General features: G+C 37.9%; 12 protein-coding genes, 1 tRNA gene and 1 pseudogene. 10 read left to right on the forward strand and 4 right to left on the reverse strand.

Annotated elements, in window-relative coordinates; translation table 11 throughout:
- Positions 1-28 precede the first annotated feature (28 nt).
- The gene (locus B5488_RS06680) at positions 29-484 is read left to right on the forward strand and encodes a Fur family transcriptional regulator (RefSeq protein ID WP_037315154.1); all 456 of its coding nucleotides are present in this window, start codon (positions 29-31) and stop codon (positions 482-484) included.
- 12 nt (positions 485-496) lie between these two features.
- Positions 497-1,768, forward strand: coding sequence for an adenylosuccinate synthase (locus tag B5488_RS06685; protein WP_079734554.1), 1,272 nt, complete (start codon positions 497-499; stop codon positions 1,766-1,768).
- 105 nt (positions 1,769-1,873) lie between these two features.
- Here B5488_RS06685 and B5488_RS06690 read toward each other — a convergent pair whose 3' ends face one another.
- Together B5488_RS06690 and B5488_RS06695 are read right to left on the reverse strand one after the other, a co-directional pair.
- Positions 1,874-2,707 carry a ferritin-like domain-containing protein gene (locus B5488_RS06690; RefSeq protein ID WP_079734555.1) on the reverse strand — a complete coding sequence of 278 codons (834 nt, stop codon included), beginning with the start codon at positions 2,705-2,707 and terminating at the stop codon, positions 1,874-1,876.
- Between the two features lie 26 nt (positions 2,708-2,733).
- A complete protein-coding gene (locus B5488_RS06695) occupies positions 2,734-3,477 on the reverse strand; it encodes a ferritin-like domain-containing protein (protein ID WP_079734556.1) in 744 nt (247 codons plus the stop codon).
- Between the two features lie 266 nt (positions 3,478-3,743).
- Between B5488_RS06695 and B5488_RS06700 the strand changes: the two genes are divergently transcribed.
- The 8 genes and pseudogenes from B5488_RS06700 (at position 3,744) to B5488_RS06735 (ending at position 14,158) form a co-directional block, all read left to right on the forward strand.
- Positions 3,744-5,624, forward strand: coding sequence for an OstA-like protein (locus B5488_RS06700; protein ID WP_407690218.1), 1,881 nt, complete (start codon positions 3,744-3,746; stop codon positions 5,622-5,624).
- The gene (locus B5488_RS06705) at positions 5,617-6,816 is read left to right on the forward strand and encodes an aspartate aminotransferase family protein (RefSeq protein ID WP_079734558.1); all 1,200 of its coding nucleotides are present in this window, start codon (positions 5,617-5,619) and stop codon (positions 6,814-6,816) included. Before B5488_RS06700 ends, B5488_RS06705 begins: the two co-directional genes overlap by 8 nt.
- A 180-nt stretch (positions 6,817-6,996) precedes the next feature.
- The gene (locus B5488_RS06710) at positions 6,997-8,394 is read left to right on the forward strand and encodes a tetratricopeptide repeat protein (RefSeq protein WP_079734559.1); all 1,398 of its coding nucleotides are present in this window, start codon (positions 6,997-6,999) and stop codon (positions 8,392-8,394) included.
- A 40-nt stretch (positions 8,395-8,434) separates the two neighbouring features.
- On the forward strand, positions 8,435-9,373 hold the full coding sequence (locus B5488_RS06715; protein WP_079734560.1) for a DUF368 domain-containing protein: 939 nt from the start codon (positions 8,435-8,437) through the stop codon (positions 9,371-9,373).
- Positions 9,360-10,384: pseudogene (locus B5488_RS06720) on the forward strand (DUF368 domain-containing protein). Before B5488_RS06715 ends, B5488_RS06720 begins: the two are co-directional and overlap by 14 nt.
- Complete coding sequence (locus tag B5488_RS06725; protein ID WP_079734561.1) at positions 10,381-11,109, forward strand: shikimate dehydrogenase family protein; 729 nt, start codon at positions 10,381-10,383, stop codon at positions 11,107-11,109. Before B5488_RS06720 ends, B5488_RS06725 begins: the two are co-directional and overlap by 4 nt.
- 112 nt (positions 11,110-11,221) lie before the next feature.
- Positions 11,222-13,519 carry a DUF349 domain-containing protein gene (locus B5488_RS06730; RefSeq protein WP_079734562.1) on the forward strand — a complete coding sequence of 766 codons (2,298 nt, stop codon included), beginning with the start codon at positions 11,222-11,224 and terminating at the stop codon, positions 13,517-13,519.
- A gap of 12 nt (positions 13,520-13,531) precedes the next feature.
- Complete coding sequence (locus B5488_RS06735; RefSeq protein WP_079734563.1) at positions 13,532-14,158, forward strand: class I SAM-dependent methyltransferase; 627 nt, start codon at positions 13,532-13,534, stop codon at positions 14,156-14,158.
- Between the two features lie 44 nt (positions 14,159-14,202).
- Here B5488_RS06735 and mazG read toward each other — a convergent pair whose 3' ends face one another.
- Entirely contained in the window at positions 14,203-14,976 is a 774-nt protein-coding gene (mazG, locus tag B5488_RS06740; RefSeq protein WP_079734564.1) for a nucleoside triphosphate pyrophosphohydrolase, read from the reverse strand.
- Between the two features lie 385 nt (positions 14,977-15,361).
- A tRNA-His gene (locus B5488_RS06745) sits at positions 15,362-15,437 on the reverse strand.
- Between the last annotated feature and the right edge of the window lie 79 nt (positions 15,438-15,516).

Here is a 15,516-nt window from a genome sequence, read left to right on the forward strand (position 1 = left end):
CCCATACCTTTGTAAGGTATAAAAAACTATGAGTAAAAAAGTTGTAAATAAGAACGATCAGGCAGTAGTTAAAAACGTTTTCACCAAGTATTTGGAAGAAAAAGGGCACAGAAAAACCCCCGAACGTTTTGCGATACTTCAGGAAATCTACAATAACGACGATCATTTTGATATAGAATCACTCTACATTAAAATGAAAAATAAGAAATACCGGGTAAGTCGTGCCACACTCTATAATACTATAGAATTATTACTGGAATGCGGACTTGTTAGAAAGCATCAATTTGGGCAAAACCAGTCACAATATGAAAAATCTTATTTTGACCGGCAGCACGACCATGTTATTCTCACCGATACCGGCGAAGTAATAGAATTTTGCGACCCGCGTATTCAATCTATTAAAAAAACTATCGAAGAAGTGTTTGATATAGAAATTACCAAACATTCTTTATATTTTTACGGGAACAAAAAAACAACCAACTAACTTAAGATTTCAATGGCGGTAGATTTACTACTCGGTCTCCAATGGGGTGACGAAGGCAAAGGAAAAATTGTTGATGTACTTACCTCTAAATACGATATTATTGCGAGATTTCAAGGCGGGCCAAACGCAGGCCACACTTTGGAATTTGACGGTCAAAAACACGTATTACATACCATCCCTTCCGGAATTTTTCACGATGAAACCATTAACCTTGTAGGAAATGGTGTTGTGATAGATCCTGTGATCTTTAAAAAAGAACTGGACAACCTCAGCAAACACAAAATAGATTATATATCTAAACTACTTATTTCACGAAAAGCACATTTAATTTTGCCTACCCACAGGCTGTTGGATGCTGCTTCTGAAGCTTCTAAAGGAAAGGCCAAAATTGGTTCTACCCTAAAAGGTATTGGCCCAACTTATATGGACAAAACCGGAAGAAACGGAATTCGTGTAGGTGATTTAGAGCTTTCTAACTGGAAAGAAAAATACAGAACACTGGCCGATAAGCACGAGAAAATGATCAAATTCTACGATGTAGATGTTCAATATGATCTTGCCGAATTGGAAAAAGAATTCTTTAATGCAATCCAGACTTTAAAATCACTAACTTTTATAGATAGTGAAGCCTATTTACACGAAGCGCAAAAACAAGGAAAAACTATTCTCGCTGAAGGAGCGCAGGGATCTTTACTCGATATAGATTTCGGGACTTATCCTTTTGTAACTTCTTCTACCACTACTGCTGCAGGTGCCTGCACAGGCCTTGGTGTTGCCCCTAATAAAATTGGTGAAGCCTACGGCATTTTTAAAGCATATACCACCCGTGTTGGAAGCGGCCCCTTCCCTACCGAGCTTTTTGATGAAGACGGTGAAACTATGGGACGGGTTGGCAACGAATTTGGTGCCACCACCGGTCGCGCACGTAGATGTGGCTGGTTAGACCTGGTAGCTTTAAAATATGCAGTTCAGGTTAACGGAATTACCCAGTTAATTATGATGAAAGGTGATGTACTTAGCGGATTTAAAACCCTAAAAGTATGTACTGCTTATAATTATAAAGGAAAGGAAATTCAGCATTTACCATATAACATTGAAGCAGAAAATGTAACTCCTGTTTATACTGAAATTAAAGGTTGGGCGGCAGATCTTACCGGAATGACTAAGGCTGATGAACTTCCGAAGGAATTTAATGAGTATGTAGAATTCCTTGAAAAGGAGCTGGAAATACCTATTAAAGTGGTTTCTGTAGGACCTGATAGAACGCAAACTATTCAGCGCTAAGAAAAACTTAAATATCACATAATTAAAAAGCCGTTTCAAAATTGAAACGGCTTTTTTTGCCTCAAAATTCTCTATAACAAAAAATTAGAATTCAGTCAGATATTCTTATGAAACAATAAATAGACCCGCGATTTGTTGGGCAACTTCACCGCTTATTGGCTCATCGTAAGATTGCGAAACAGCTTCGGCGCTAAATCCAGTAGCATCTACAAGATTTACACCAGCCTGTACTACATTCTCTTCTCCATCGTAAACAGCCTGCGTTGCTTCCGGCATTCCCGGTCCGCGATTGTTTAGCGTGATCCAGCCTAGAGCATTTTCATTAGTATTATCGCCAAGAACATCGGCTCTTAACCTTCTAATCTCTGACGCATGCCTCGCTTCTACAGAATGTATTTGCAACGCAGGAGTCAAAAATTCGGTTCCCATTAAATTTGTAGCCTGTCCTTTATAAGCTCTCACCCCGGTATCTTCAAACGCCTGTGCTAAAGCTAATAATTGGGCATACGCCATATCGTTATTTGGATTAAAGGGATCGAAAGCTCCTCCTGCCGTAAAATCGAATTCCGGAGAATCTACCGAATTTTCCCCTAATCCTGCCTTAAGAAATTCAACGTGCGCCGATTCATGTTTGGAAATCTGATTATAGACTGCTTCGGCTCTTCCACCACTGGGCAATACCCCAGAGTCTAAAGCTTTAATATAGAATTCAGCTTCAAGATATTCTAAGGTAAGGGCAAGTTGTAATGCACTTATAGCGTCATTTCCACTATTCTGTGCAAATGCCTTTCCAGAAGTTGAAGCAAGGCCGAAAGGTACAGCTACCATAGCCGCCTTTTTCCCTAAACTCCCAAGATTACCAAGCATTTCTCTTCTCGAAGAAGCCTTTTTAGTAAGGTCTTCTGAAGTAAATTCGTCTAAAAATTTTATAATATTCATAATATTGTTTTTAAGTTGATTAATAATTATTGAGGTAGGTTATTGGCGGTAAATTCAGTTACCACAAAGCCGGTGGCTCCTACTTCGCTAAGAATGGTTTGCGGATCTTTGGCAAGATCTAAACCATTACTATCAATAATATCATCACCAGCAAAAGCCGTGTCACTTTCCAGGTAAATAGATCTTATTGCAGCAGCATGTCTTGCTTCCACAGAAACTATTTTTCCAGCAATTACTAAAAAGTCTGGTGTTTGCAATAGTCTACCTGCACCATTATACGCCGCTACTCCGGTATCTTCTAATACCCTTGCGGTAGCCAATACCGAATCTCTGTCTGCAAAATTTACACTGCTAAAATCAAATTCAAGTTCTGGTAAAACCTGGCTGGCCTCGGCATTTGCGCTAATAGCGGCCTTAAAAAATTCACGGTGAATTACTTCATGATCGTATAAATCTTCCAGGATCAATTTTTCTTCTGCACTGGCTCCTGCCCAGTAAGAGCCATCTAATACATTGGTATAGAAAGCTGCCTCAAGCTGTTCCAGAGCATAAGCATAATTTAAAATCCCAACATCGCCGCTTCCAAGATCAAAAACTTCTCCCGGTGGCATAGGGTCAGGGTTCATATCATCATCGTCACTACATCCATAAAGTAACAATCCCGAACCTGCCATTGCAAGTCCTCCCATTTTAAGGAATTTTCTTCGGGAATTACTGTTTTTTGAAGGTTTTGCATTAACTGCATCTACCTTAATACGTGGTTTTTCCATAATTTAAGTTTTTAGTTATTTAGTAAACATACGGGAGGATCGTCGGGACGGTTTTACTAAAGCAGTTAAAATTTTCTAAAGAAAATTTCTCAAACCTTAAATTTTAATAATATTAACGAAAAATTGTTCTTTTTTGTAAATTGTTTAAACTTTCATTACAATTATCTCTTTAAAAAAGAATATTTTTTATTAAATAAGCTTCCCCGTTTAAAATTCCATTACATTAAATTTTAATTACTTTTGAAAAAAATTTCAGCTTGAAAAAAATCATTCTTTTTATAGTATTTACTTTTATTGTCTTTCCTGGTCTTATTCTGGGACAGGAAGCAAAAGAAATTGACTATAGGGCCGACAGAAATATTCAGGATGAAAAATATCCGGGAGCATTTGTTTTAAGCAAAGTTGAAAACCAGGTTTATTTTAAGCACGAAGGGATTGAAGTTTGGTGTGATCTCGCCATTCATTATAAAGATGAAAATTTCTTTAGGGCTTTTGGAAATGTGAGAATGCAACAGGGCGACACCGTAAAGCTAAACAGTAATTATGCTGAATATAACGGGAATTCCCAGTTTGCCTTCGCCAGTGGTGAAGTGGTAATGAAACGCCCGCAAACTACCCTGGAATCTGACAGCCTTTTTTTTGACCGGTTAAAACAACAGGCCTATTATAGAAGTGGTGGAAAGGTAATTGACACCGGTGGGGTGATTACCAGTAATATTGGCCGTTACTTTATGGAAGATGACAAATATTCTTTTGTTTCAGATGTGGTGCTTACCAATCCCGAATACATCATCAATTCAGAACAACTTGATTTTTATGGCGAAACCGGTCACGCCTACCTTTATGGCCCTTCAACTATAGAAAGTGAAACCAGTACCGTCTATTGCGAACGTGGATTCTATGACACGCGGGGCGATACAGGTTACTTTGTAAAGAATTCAAAAATAGATTACGAAAACAGAACCGTTAAGGGCGATAGCCTGTATTTCAACAGGAATACCAATTTTGCTTCAGCCACGAATAATATTGAAGTGATAGATACCATTAACGAAAGCATCGTCACAGGGCATTATGCTGAAGTTTTCCGCGATAAAGATTCGGTTTTTATTACCAAACGGGCGGTTGCCGCGAGCGTGCAGGATAAGGATTCCCTTTTTATTCACGGCGATACCATAATGATTACCGGTAAGCCCGAAAAACGTATTATCCGCGGATTTTACGATGTTCGGCTTTATAAAAGCGATATGAGCGGGAAGAGTGATTCGGTACATATTAACCAGGAAACCGGACTTACTAAAATGATTAATATTACCAGCGGCCCGGTTACTTCGGTCACTAAGCGCAGAAGTCCCGTGCTTTGGAGTGGGCTCAGTCAAATGACGGGAGACACCATTCATCTACAAAGTAACACAAAAACCGAACAACTGGATTCTATGCGGGTTTTTAATAATGCATTTTTAATTCAAAAAGATACTATTGATGGTTACAACCAGGTAAAAGGAATGGACCTGGTAGGCTTGTTTGCTGACAACGAATTAAGACAGGTTAATATCAATAAAAATACCGAAACACTTTATTACAGCCGAAATAGCGAGCAGGAACTTATAGGAATTAATAAAACCCTGTCCAGTTCTATTACTATTATGTTTGAAAACCAGGAAATAGAATACATAGATTATTTTACCAATGTAGACGGTAATTTAACTCCGGAAGAAGATTTCCCCGTAAATGTTCGGGAATTGATTGGTTTTAACTGGCGGGGCGATGAGCGCTTACTTACAAAAGAAGATTTGTTTAAAGGCAAACCGGTACCCCAATTGGTTAAAATTGAAGGAATTCCATTACCGGAAGAAGATGAAGAGTTTTTTGATGAACGCGAAGAAGGAGACGATATGCTGCTTAACGATAAATCAAGACTTAAACCCGAAGACCTTCAAAACAGGGCAAAAAATAGTATTCCGCAGCTAAAAGAAGCCCAGCAATTGATTAATGCTGAAGAAGAGGATGAAGAAAATGCAGCTGAAACTGAAGCCAAAGAACTACAAAATAGGGTAAGAGATAGCATCCCAAAATTAAAAAAACCGCAATCCCTACAAAAAGCAGAAAAAACCCAGGAAGAAGCTGAAGAAGACCAACCCAATGAATAAAGATTTCCTGAGATACCAGGCTCAAACGACTCCGCACCCTTTAGGTTTGGAAGTAGAATCGGCCAAAGGTTCCTATATTTTTACAACTGACGGAAAAAAACACCTGGATTTTGTAGCTGGTGTTTCGGCGTGCAGTTTAGGACATTGTCATCCAAAAGTAGTAAACGCAATTAAAGAGCAGGCTGAAAAGTACCTGCACGTCATGGTTTATGGAGAATACGCACAGCAACCGGCCGTTGAACTAACAAAATTGCTGGCAACGCATTTCCCTGAACCTTTAGAGAAAACTTACCTTACCAATTCGGGTACCGAGGCTATAGAAGGCGCTTTAAAATTAGCGCGGCGTTATACCGGACGAGCTGAAATTATCGCATCCCACAAGGCCTACCACGGCAATACCATGGGTTCTTTAAGTTTAATGGATTATGAAGAACGTCAAAAACCATTTAGGCCACTTTTGGGAGGAATTTCGTTTATTCAGTTTAATGAGGAAAAAGAGCTGCAAAAGATTACCGAGAAAACTGCCGCCGTAATCCTGGAAAGTATCCAGGGTGGAGCCGGGTTTATACTTCCTAAGGACAATTATTTACAAAAGGTGAAACAACGCTGCGAGGAAGTTGGGGCTCTATTGATTCTAGATGAAATCCAGCCGGGTTTTGGAAGAACAGGAAAACTCTTTGGATTTCAGAATTTTAATATGGTTCCCGATATTGTAGCTTTAGGCAAAGGAATGGGCGGCGGAATGCCTATTGGCGCTTTTTCGGCTTCAGCTAAAATGATGGATACCCTTTCTGACAATCCAAAAATGGGTCATATTACTACCTTTGGGGGAAATCCTGTAATTGCTGCTTCAGCTTTAGCTACATTAAAAGAGATCACCGATTCAGACTTAATGTCAGAAAGTCTTAAAAAGGAAAAACTCTTCAGAGAATTATTGGTTCATCCGTTAATTTCTGAAGTGAGAGGAATGGGCTTAATGCTTGCTATCATTACCACTTCCGAAGAAATTACGAATCAGTTAATCTTAAAATGTAAAGAAAAAAACCTTATCCTTTTCTGGCTTTTATTCGAGAAAAAAGCGGTGAGAATTACCCCGCCACTCACCATTTCTGAAGAAGAAATAAAAGAAGGCTGTGGCATCATTATTGACGTATTGGAGGTGATAATGAAACAGCACGACACTGTTAATTAATTTGTTAACAACAATATTGATATTTGAGCTTTTTAACACTATTCATTTTTAATTTTAGGAAATACCTTAAAGCAGTGCCGCAAGGCATTAAGTTCAAAAAGATCAACAATTCCAACTAAACCCTGGAATGTATTAAATCTCACTTAGTGAGTAAAGTAGAAATCCCGTAATTACCTACGTATGCAATTAAGCCATAACGACGAAAACAATTTCTCACTTTCCCGATTTGAATCTATGCTTAAAACGAACGATGTTTTATTCTTTGATTCAGCGGAATTTGAAGATATTATTAACTATTATTTAGAGAACGGGAAATTTGCATTGGCTAAAAAAGCCGTTAAATTAGGCTTGGCCCAGCATCCTACTTCTACTAATCTAAAACTCTTTAAAATAGAGATTTTGGTTTTTGAAGATAAACTGGATATAGCCGAAGCAATGCTTACCGATTTACAACAATTAGAATCTTCTAACGAAGAAATCTATATACAAAAAGCACAAATTCTTTCTAAACGAGATCGCCACGCTCACGCCATTCAGGTTTTAGAAATGGCGCTTGATATCACCCTTGACCCTGCTGAAGTTTATTCCCTAATCGGGATGGAGTATTTGTTTCTTGAAGATTTTGAGAATGCGAAATTCAGTTTTATGAAATGTCTGGAAGCCGATGAAGAAGATTATTCGGCGCTTTACAATATTATGTATTGTTTCGATTTTCTGGATCAAAAAAACGAAGCCATCGAGTACCTTAATATGTATTTAGACAAAAACCCTTACTGCGAGGTAGCCTGGCATCAGGTAGGAAAACAATATTTTGATTTAAAAGATTATGACAAAGCCTTATCGGCTTTCGATTTCGCCATAATTAGTGACGATTATTTTATAGGTGCTTATCTTGAAAAAGGAAAAGTACTGGAGAAATTAGGTCGGTTTCACGAAGCTATTGAAAACTACCGTTTAACTTTAGAGCTAGACGATCCTACTTCTTTTGCTTATTTGCGAATTGGTAAATGTTTTGAGAAATTAGGTCTAAACGAGCTTGCACTTAAGCATTATAAAGATTGCGTACACGAAGATCCGCTTTTAGATAAAGGCTGGATTGCGATCACCGATTTTTATATTAAAAAGAAAAATTATCAGAAAGCTCTTTATTATATTAACAAAGCGATAAATATAGACGAGGAAAACGTTTTGTATTGGAAACGTTACGCCAAAATAAATAACCGCCTTAAGTTTTATGAAGAAGCTGAGCGCGGCTATAAAAAAAGTCTTGATCTTGGGAACTACGAATTGGAAACCTGGGTTAGACGCTGCGATATTTTAATAGATCTTGGTGAATTTGAAACGGCTATTCAAAACCTTAATCAGGCACTGGAATTTTATCCGGATACTGCCGAGATTGAATTTCGTTTGGCCGGACTTTATTTTAGCCATAATGAAGGGGAAAAAGCTTATTTTCACCTTAATAAAGGACTAAAGTTAGACGCCGAGTATTATATTGTAATCGAAGAATTATTCCCTCAAATCTTTAACCGAAAAAGCGTAAGACAAATTATAAATTCCTTTATAAACCTCTCTTAGTTATTTTACTAACTTTGAGCCGGAATTTTAATTTGTACACATGCGAAAAAGCTTTAAAGACCATCTTTCAGTATCCCTAAAAGGTATGGCGATGGGCGCGGCAGATGTGGTTCCCGGAGTTTCGGGAGGTACTATTGCTTTTATTTCAGGAATTTATGAAGAATTAATCTCTACCATTAGCGGGGTAAATTTTTCGTTAATTACTACCTGGAAAGAAAAAGGTTTTAAAGCCATGTGGCACCAACTTAACGGGCCCTTTATCTTAGCGCTCTTTACAGGAATTCTTATTAGTGTTTTTTCACTTATGAGGATTGCGAATTATTTACTGGAGAACCACCCGGTTTTAATCTGGTCTTTTTTCTTCGGTCTTGTACTTGCCAGTATTTGGTATGTTGGCAAACAAATCCCAAAATGGAATTTTAAGATCGTTCTTGCTTTACTTATTGGGGCGGGAGTAGCTTTTTATATTGTTTCCCTGCCTCCAATGGCAGCGAACGACAGTAATTTATTTATCTTTTTTTCAGGTGCTATTGCAATTTGCGCGATGATACTTCCCGGAATTTCCGGCGCTTTTATTTTAGTTCTTTTAGGAGCTTATAAAAGAATTACCGAAGCCGCGCACGATTTTGATTTCCAAACCCTGGGAATTTTTGCGGTAGGCGCCGTTATTGGATTACTTAGTTTTTCTAAAATTCTGAAATGGCTTTTTGTACATTACAGCAGTATAACCCTGGCAGTACTAACCGGTTTTATAGCTGGATCCCTCAATAAAATCTGGCCCTGGAAACACGTTTTACAAACCGAAATGTATGGCGATAAAGAAGTTGTGCTAAGAGAAGCTTCGGTTTTACCCTGGAATTTTAATGGCGAACCACAAACATTCTTTGCTATTATTTTGATGCTTGCAGGATTTTTATTAATTCTGGGACTGGAAATTTTTGCCTCAAAAAGTTCAACCAAAGTAAATGCAACAAACTAGAACCTTTACTGATAAAGTGCTTTTGGTGCTTAAAGGTTTAGCTATGGGAGCAGCTAATAAAGTTCCTGGTGTGTCTGGTGGTGTGGTAGCTTTTGTTGCCGGTTTCTATGAAGAATTCATCTATTCTCTTCAAAAAATAAATTATAAAGCTTTTATTCTGCTTATCAACGGTAGGTTTAGAAGTTTATATTACTATACGAACGGAAAATTCCTGAGCTTACTTATTCTTGGGATGCTTATTAGTTATTTTAGCGTTTCCAAAGTTCTGGATTACTTAATTCTTCATTACGAACTTTACGTTTGGGCCGCTTTCTTTGGAATGATCGTAGGTTCCATTTATTACATCAGTAAAGATTTTGAAGAATGGAGCAAACGTTCCCTGGTATTTGTTTTGCTGGGAATAATTGTAGGCGTGGCCATCAGTTTTCTAGAACCCGCAAAAGAAAACGATAATCTTTGGTTTGTATTTTTTTGCGGAATTATAGGTGTTTCAGGGATGACGCTTCCCGGCCTTTCCGGGTCTTTTATTCTAATTTTACTAGGGAATTATGTACTTCTTTTAGTAGATTCTGTAAATGCACTTTATGATACTATAGCCGATTTATTCCTTTGGGATTTAAGCTTCCTGGCCGATCCTGAACGTATAAGGTTACTGGAAGTAATACTAGTATTTGGCGCGGGTTCCCTGGCCGGTTTGGTCACGCTTTCCCACCTTCTCGGTTTTGTATTAAAAAATTATAAAACAGATACCTTCGCAGCAATTATCGGGTTTATAACCGGCTCCCTGGGCGTGGTTTGGCCGTGGAAAGAAAAGATCTTTAAACTTGACGAAGGGGGGAAATGATTTTAGACAGTCAGGGTAACGCAATAATAGATTATTACGACCGGTATTTCCCTGCATTCTCCTCTGCCGAGACCTGGCTCGCAATTTTCTTTATCTTTGCAGGAATACTTATAGTACTTGGACTCGCCTGGTACGAAAAGAAAAACCAAAAACCCGCAATGCGATGAAAAATTTTGGGCTAATCGGAAAAAATATCAGTTACTCATTTTCCCGGACTTACTTTACTGAAAAATTCAAGAAAGAAAATATTGAGGCAGAATATCAAAATTTTGATCTGGAGAATTTAAAAGAATTCAGGGATGTTATTAAAGAAACGCCTAATCTACAAGGCTTAAACGTTACAATTCCTTATAAACAGGAGATTATTTCGTATTTAGACGAATTGGCTCCTGAAGCTAAAGAAATTGGCGCGGTTAACACTATTAATGTAAACGGCAATAAACTAATTGGCCATAACACCGATTATATTGGGTTTTCGGAATCTTTAAAACCCTTACTGAAAGAACATCATAAAAAAGCGCTTATTCTGGGCACCGGCGGTGCATCTAAAGCGGTGGCTTACGCCTTAAAGAAATTTGATATAGCCTATAAATTTGTTTCAAGATCTTCAGGAGAAGGAAAATTGGGCTACGATAATCTTTCAGAAGAAATAATGAAAGAATACACCCTTATAATAAACACCACCCCGCTAGGAACTTTCCCCGATGTTGATGTGAATCCGCAGATTCCATTTCAACATATTAACGAAAAACACCTGGTTTACGACCTTATTTATAATCCTCGCACCACAAAATTAATGGCAAGCGCACAGGCAAAGGGAGCAACGGTAACCAACGGTTTAAAAATGTTGGAATTACAAGCCGAAAGCGCCTGGAAGATATGGACAAAATGACCACTACCTTTTGCTTATAAATTATACAAAAAAAGGGAATTGTTTGCCCAATTTTAGTGGAGTTACTATCTTTCAGCCTAATTAATTTACACGAACCTTTACATTGAAAGATATGGATCAGCAAGAAAATGATAAAAACAAAGAGGAGTTTTCTAACGAAAAAACTAATAATCCCGAGAATACCCAGGATAAAAAGAAGTTGACGGAAGAAAACAAGGATGCTAATGAAGAGGAGAATTCATTTTCTCAAAAGTCTGAAACCGAAAAAACTTCAGAAGAGAAAGGTGCTGTGATTGAACCGGCAGAAACTGCCTCTGAAATTAAATCTGAAGACGACAGCCTGGAAGATGCCATGATTGCTGAAGCAGGAGATACAAAAAATACTTCAGAAGAGAATAAAGCGAGCAAAGAGGAAGACGACGAAGATGATGCGCTGCTTGAAGAAAGTCGGAAGAAAAAGAACTCAGAGCAAGAAGAAGTTCAGGCTGAACCCGAAACTAAAGTTGAGGAAGAATCAGAAAAATCCAGTACCGAAAATTCAGACGAAGTCGATACAAACGAAAATGAGGATGAGGATGATGAGAATGAAACTTCCGAAGAAGAAGGTAGAACTTCAAAACATCACCAGGATCATATAGACGATTCGGTTGCTGAAGACAGCGAAGATGAGACAAAGGCCGAGCGGCACGATATTCAGAAGAAAGATTATCACGCCATGAGCAAGGAGCAGCTGGTAGATGAATTTGAATCGCTGTTAAAAAAGGAGAAAGTTCAGGCCATTAAAGATCACGTGATTGAAATTCGTGCGGAATTCAATGCGAAATTTAATGAAGAAGAGGAGGAGAAAAAAGAGGAATTTCTTGCCGAGGGTGGGAATATTATAGACTTCCACTACTCTACTCCGCTTAAAAAACGTTTTAATTCACTTTACTTTGATTACAGGGAAAAACGCAATAATTACTACAAACAACTAAAACAAGACCTTAATAAAAACCTGGCTAAGCGCCTGGAAATAATTGAAGAATTAAAAGGCCTTATTGATGTTGAGGAAAATATAAATACCACCTACAAGCATTTTAAAGAGCTCCAGGATCGCTGGCGTGTTGCGGGACCAATTCCGCGAGAAAAATATAACGATGTTTGGAATACGTACCATCATCACGTAGAGAACTTCTACGATTTTCTTCACTTAAATCGCGAATTCCGCGATCTTGATTTTAAACATAATCTAGATCAAAAACTAAAAGTAATTGACCGTGCCGAAGAACTGGCTCAGGAAGACGATATAAACCGAGCTTTTAGGGAATTACAAATGCTTCACAAGATGTGGAAAGAAGAGCTTGGGCCGGTTGCCAAGGAGTTTCGTGAAGATATTTGGGAGCGTTTTAGTAGCGCTACCAAACAAATTCACGATAAGCGACAGGAATTCTTCAATACGATGGATGAGCGTTACGAAGAAAACTGGAAAGCCAAACAGGTGATTATAGAGAAGATTAAGGAAATCGCCGACGAGGAGTATAAAAGTCATAATAAATGGCAACAAAAAATTAAGGAAGTTGAAGCGCTAAGGGAAGCATTTTTTAATGCGGGGAAAGTTCCGCGTAGTAAAAATGAAGAAACCTGGACCGATTTTAAACAAAACGTTCGCCGATTTAACCGAAACAAAAACGCTTTCTACAAAAACTTAAAAAAACAGCAATACGATAATCTTGAAAAGAAAAAAGAGCTTATTAAAATTGCTGAAGACAATAAAGATAGCGACGATTTTAAAACGGTCACGCCTTTAATGAAGAAAATACAGGCCGACTGGAAGAAGATTGGTCACGTACCAAGAAAAGATAGTGACAAGGTTTGGAAACAATTTAAAGCTGCCTGCAATCATTATTTTGAACGCATGCACGAAAGCCGTGATGATGAAAATAAAGAGGAATTTGAAGCTTTTGATAAGAAAAAAGAAATGCTCGAGCAGGTTAAATCTTTAGAACTAACAGGCGATAAAAAAGAAGATCTTCCTAAAATAAAACAGTTTATTGAAGACTGGAAAAATCTTGGAAGAGTACCTCACAACAAGCGTTTTATTGAAGGAAAATTTAATAAGGTTTTAGATCAACTTTTCAACAAATTGGATGTAGATCACACCAAAGCTGAAATGCTGAAATACGAAAACAAGGTACAGGCCTTAAATGATGCCGACGACGATAAAAAACTTCGCAATGAGCATTATTTCCTTACCAAAAAGATTGAAGAGACAAAGGCAGAAATTAGACAACTGGAAAACAACCTGCAGTTTTTCTCTAATGTAAATGAGGATAATCCGCTGGTACAGGATGTACATAAAAATATAGCCGCCCAGAAAGAACAACTGGAAGTTTGGAAAGAAAAACTTCTTAAAATCAAGTCGCTTTACTAAGAAAAAGCGGTTATGAATTGTATTCTTTGCGAAGGTTCAACAAAAGAATTTTGGAAGAGTAAGAACAGGGAATTTGTTGAATGCACCAATTGTGGGGGCATTCAACTTTTACCCCAATACTATATTTCTAAAAAAGCCGAAGAAGAACGATATCTTACCCACAATAACGACGTAGAAGATCGCGGGTACCAGGATTTTGTAAGTCCCATAACCTCCCGAATTCTCAAGGATTTCTCTACAAAACATTCAGGGCTGGATTACGGCTGTGGCACCGGGCCGGTTGCTGCTAACATTCTTGAAAAACAAGGATATTACATTGCTTTATTCGATCCTTTTTTCTATCCCAATACCAAAGTATTAAATACTACTTACGATTTTATAATTTGCTGTGAAGTAATGGAGCATCTTTATGAGCCAAAACGGGAATTTAGCGAATTGGCTGCACGTTTAAATCCCAACGGAAAACTATATTGTAAAACCTCTATTTATTCTAAAGAAACAGATTTTGATAACTGGTATTATAAAAACGATCGTACCCACGTTTTTTTCTATACTGCGAAAAGCCTGAAATGGATTAAAAATAATTTAGGCTTCAAAACGCTAAAAATTGAACCTAAACTTATTCTATTTAGCAAATAGGATTTTAGTGCTGCAGTAAACGTTTGAACCCTAAAATTTGAACTTTACATCAATTTGGCCTCGTTCCAAAAAACATCCATTTCAGCCAGGGTCATGTCTTTTAAAGCTTTATTCTGCCCTTTAGCTTTGCCTTCCAAATACTGAAACCGAGTTATAAATTTTTTGTTGGTGCGCTCCAAAGCGTTTTCAGGATTTATCCCAAGAAAACGGGCATAATTGATCATGGAAAACATTACATCGCCGAATTCGGCTTCCATTTTATCTTTATTATCGGTATTTATTTCGTGCTGTAATTCTCCTAACTCCTCCTGTAGCTTTTCAAAAACCTGCTCAGGTTTTTCCCAGTCAAAACCAACCCCGGCTACTTTTTCCTGAATTCGACTGGCTTTTACTACGGCAGGCAAAGATCGTGGCACCCCTTCTAAAACACTGGTTTTGCCTTCTTTTAGTTTCAGGTTTTCCCAGTTCTTCTTTACTTCTTCTTCATCTGCAACCTCAACATCTCCGTAAATGTGTGGGTGGCGGGATATCAATTTATCGCAAATTCCATTAGCTACATCGGCAATATCAAAATCTTTGGTTTCACTTCCAATTTTTGCATAAAAAACCAGGTGAAGCAATAAATCGCCCAGTTCTTTTCGAACTTCTTCCAGATCGTTATCTAAAATCGCATCGCCAAGTTCATAGGTTTCTTCAATGGTTAAATGCCGCAACGATTCCATAGTTTGTTTCCTATCCCAGGGACATTGTTCCCTAAGTTCATCCATAATGGTTAATAATCGATCAAATGCTTTTAGCTGCGCTTCTCTGGAGTTCATTTATAGGAATTTTGATTTCGGTAAAAATAAGGATTGCTTATAAGATTTTAGAAACTTAGGTGAAAAAATAAATACCTGGAATCGTCATTCTGAATTCATTTCAGAGTCTAACATTTTCTTACTCAAAACGTATCAGATACTAAAACCATCCTGAAGTTTCGGGACATGACATCTCTCTTAAACGTCACCCCGAATTTATTTCGGGGCCTAAGCAGTTGAGAATTCTAATTATTAGATTCCGAAGAAATTTCGGGATAAAAAACGTATTTGATGCTGAAACCATCCCGAAGCTTCGGGACAACATAACGTCTATTTTTTAATATTTTACGTTCCTCAAAATTACCCCATAAAAAAAGCCTTCAGAAAACTGAAGGCTTGAATAAAGGGGTGGAAGACCGGGTTCGAACCGGCGACCTCCTGAACCACAATCAGGCACTCTAACCAGCTGAGCTACAACCACCATTTTAATTGCGGTTGCAAATGTAGTTTATTTTAGCTATTTCCCAAAGAAAAATTTTCAATATTAGAACGATTCTCAGT

The sequence above is a fragment of the Salegentibacter salegens genome, from assembly GCF_900142975.1.
GTDB lineage: Bacteria > Bacteroidota > Bacteroidia > Flavobacteriales > Flavobacteriaceae > Salegentibacter > Salegentibacter salegens.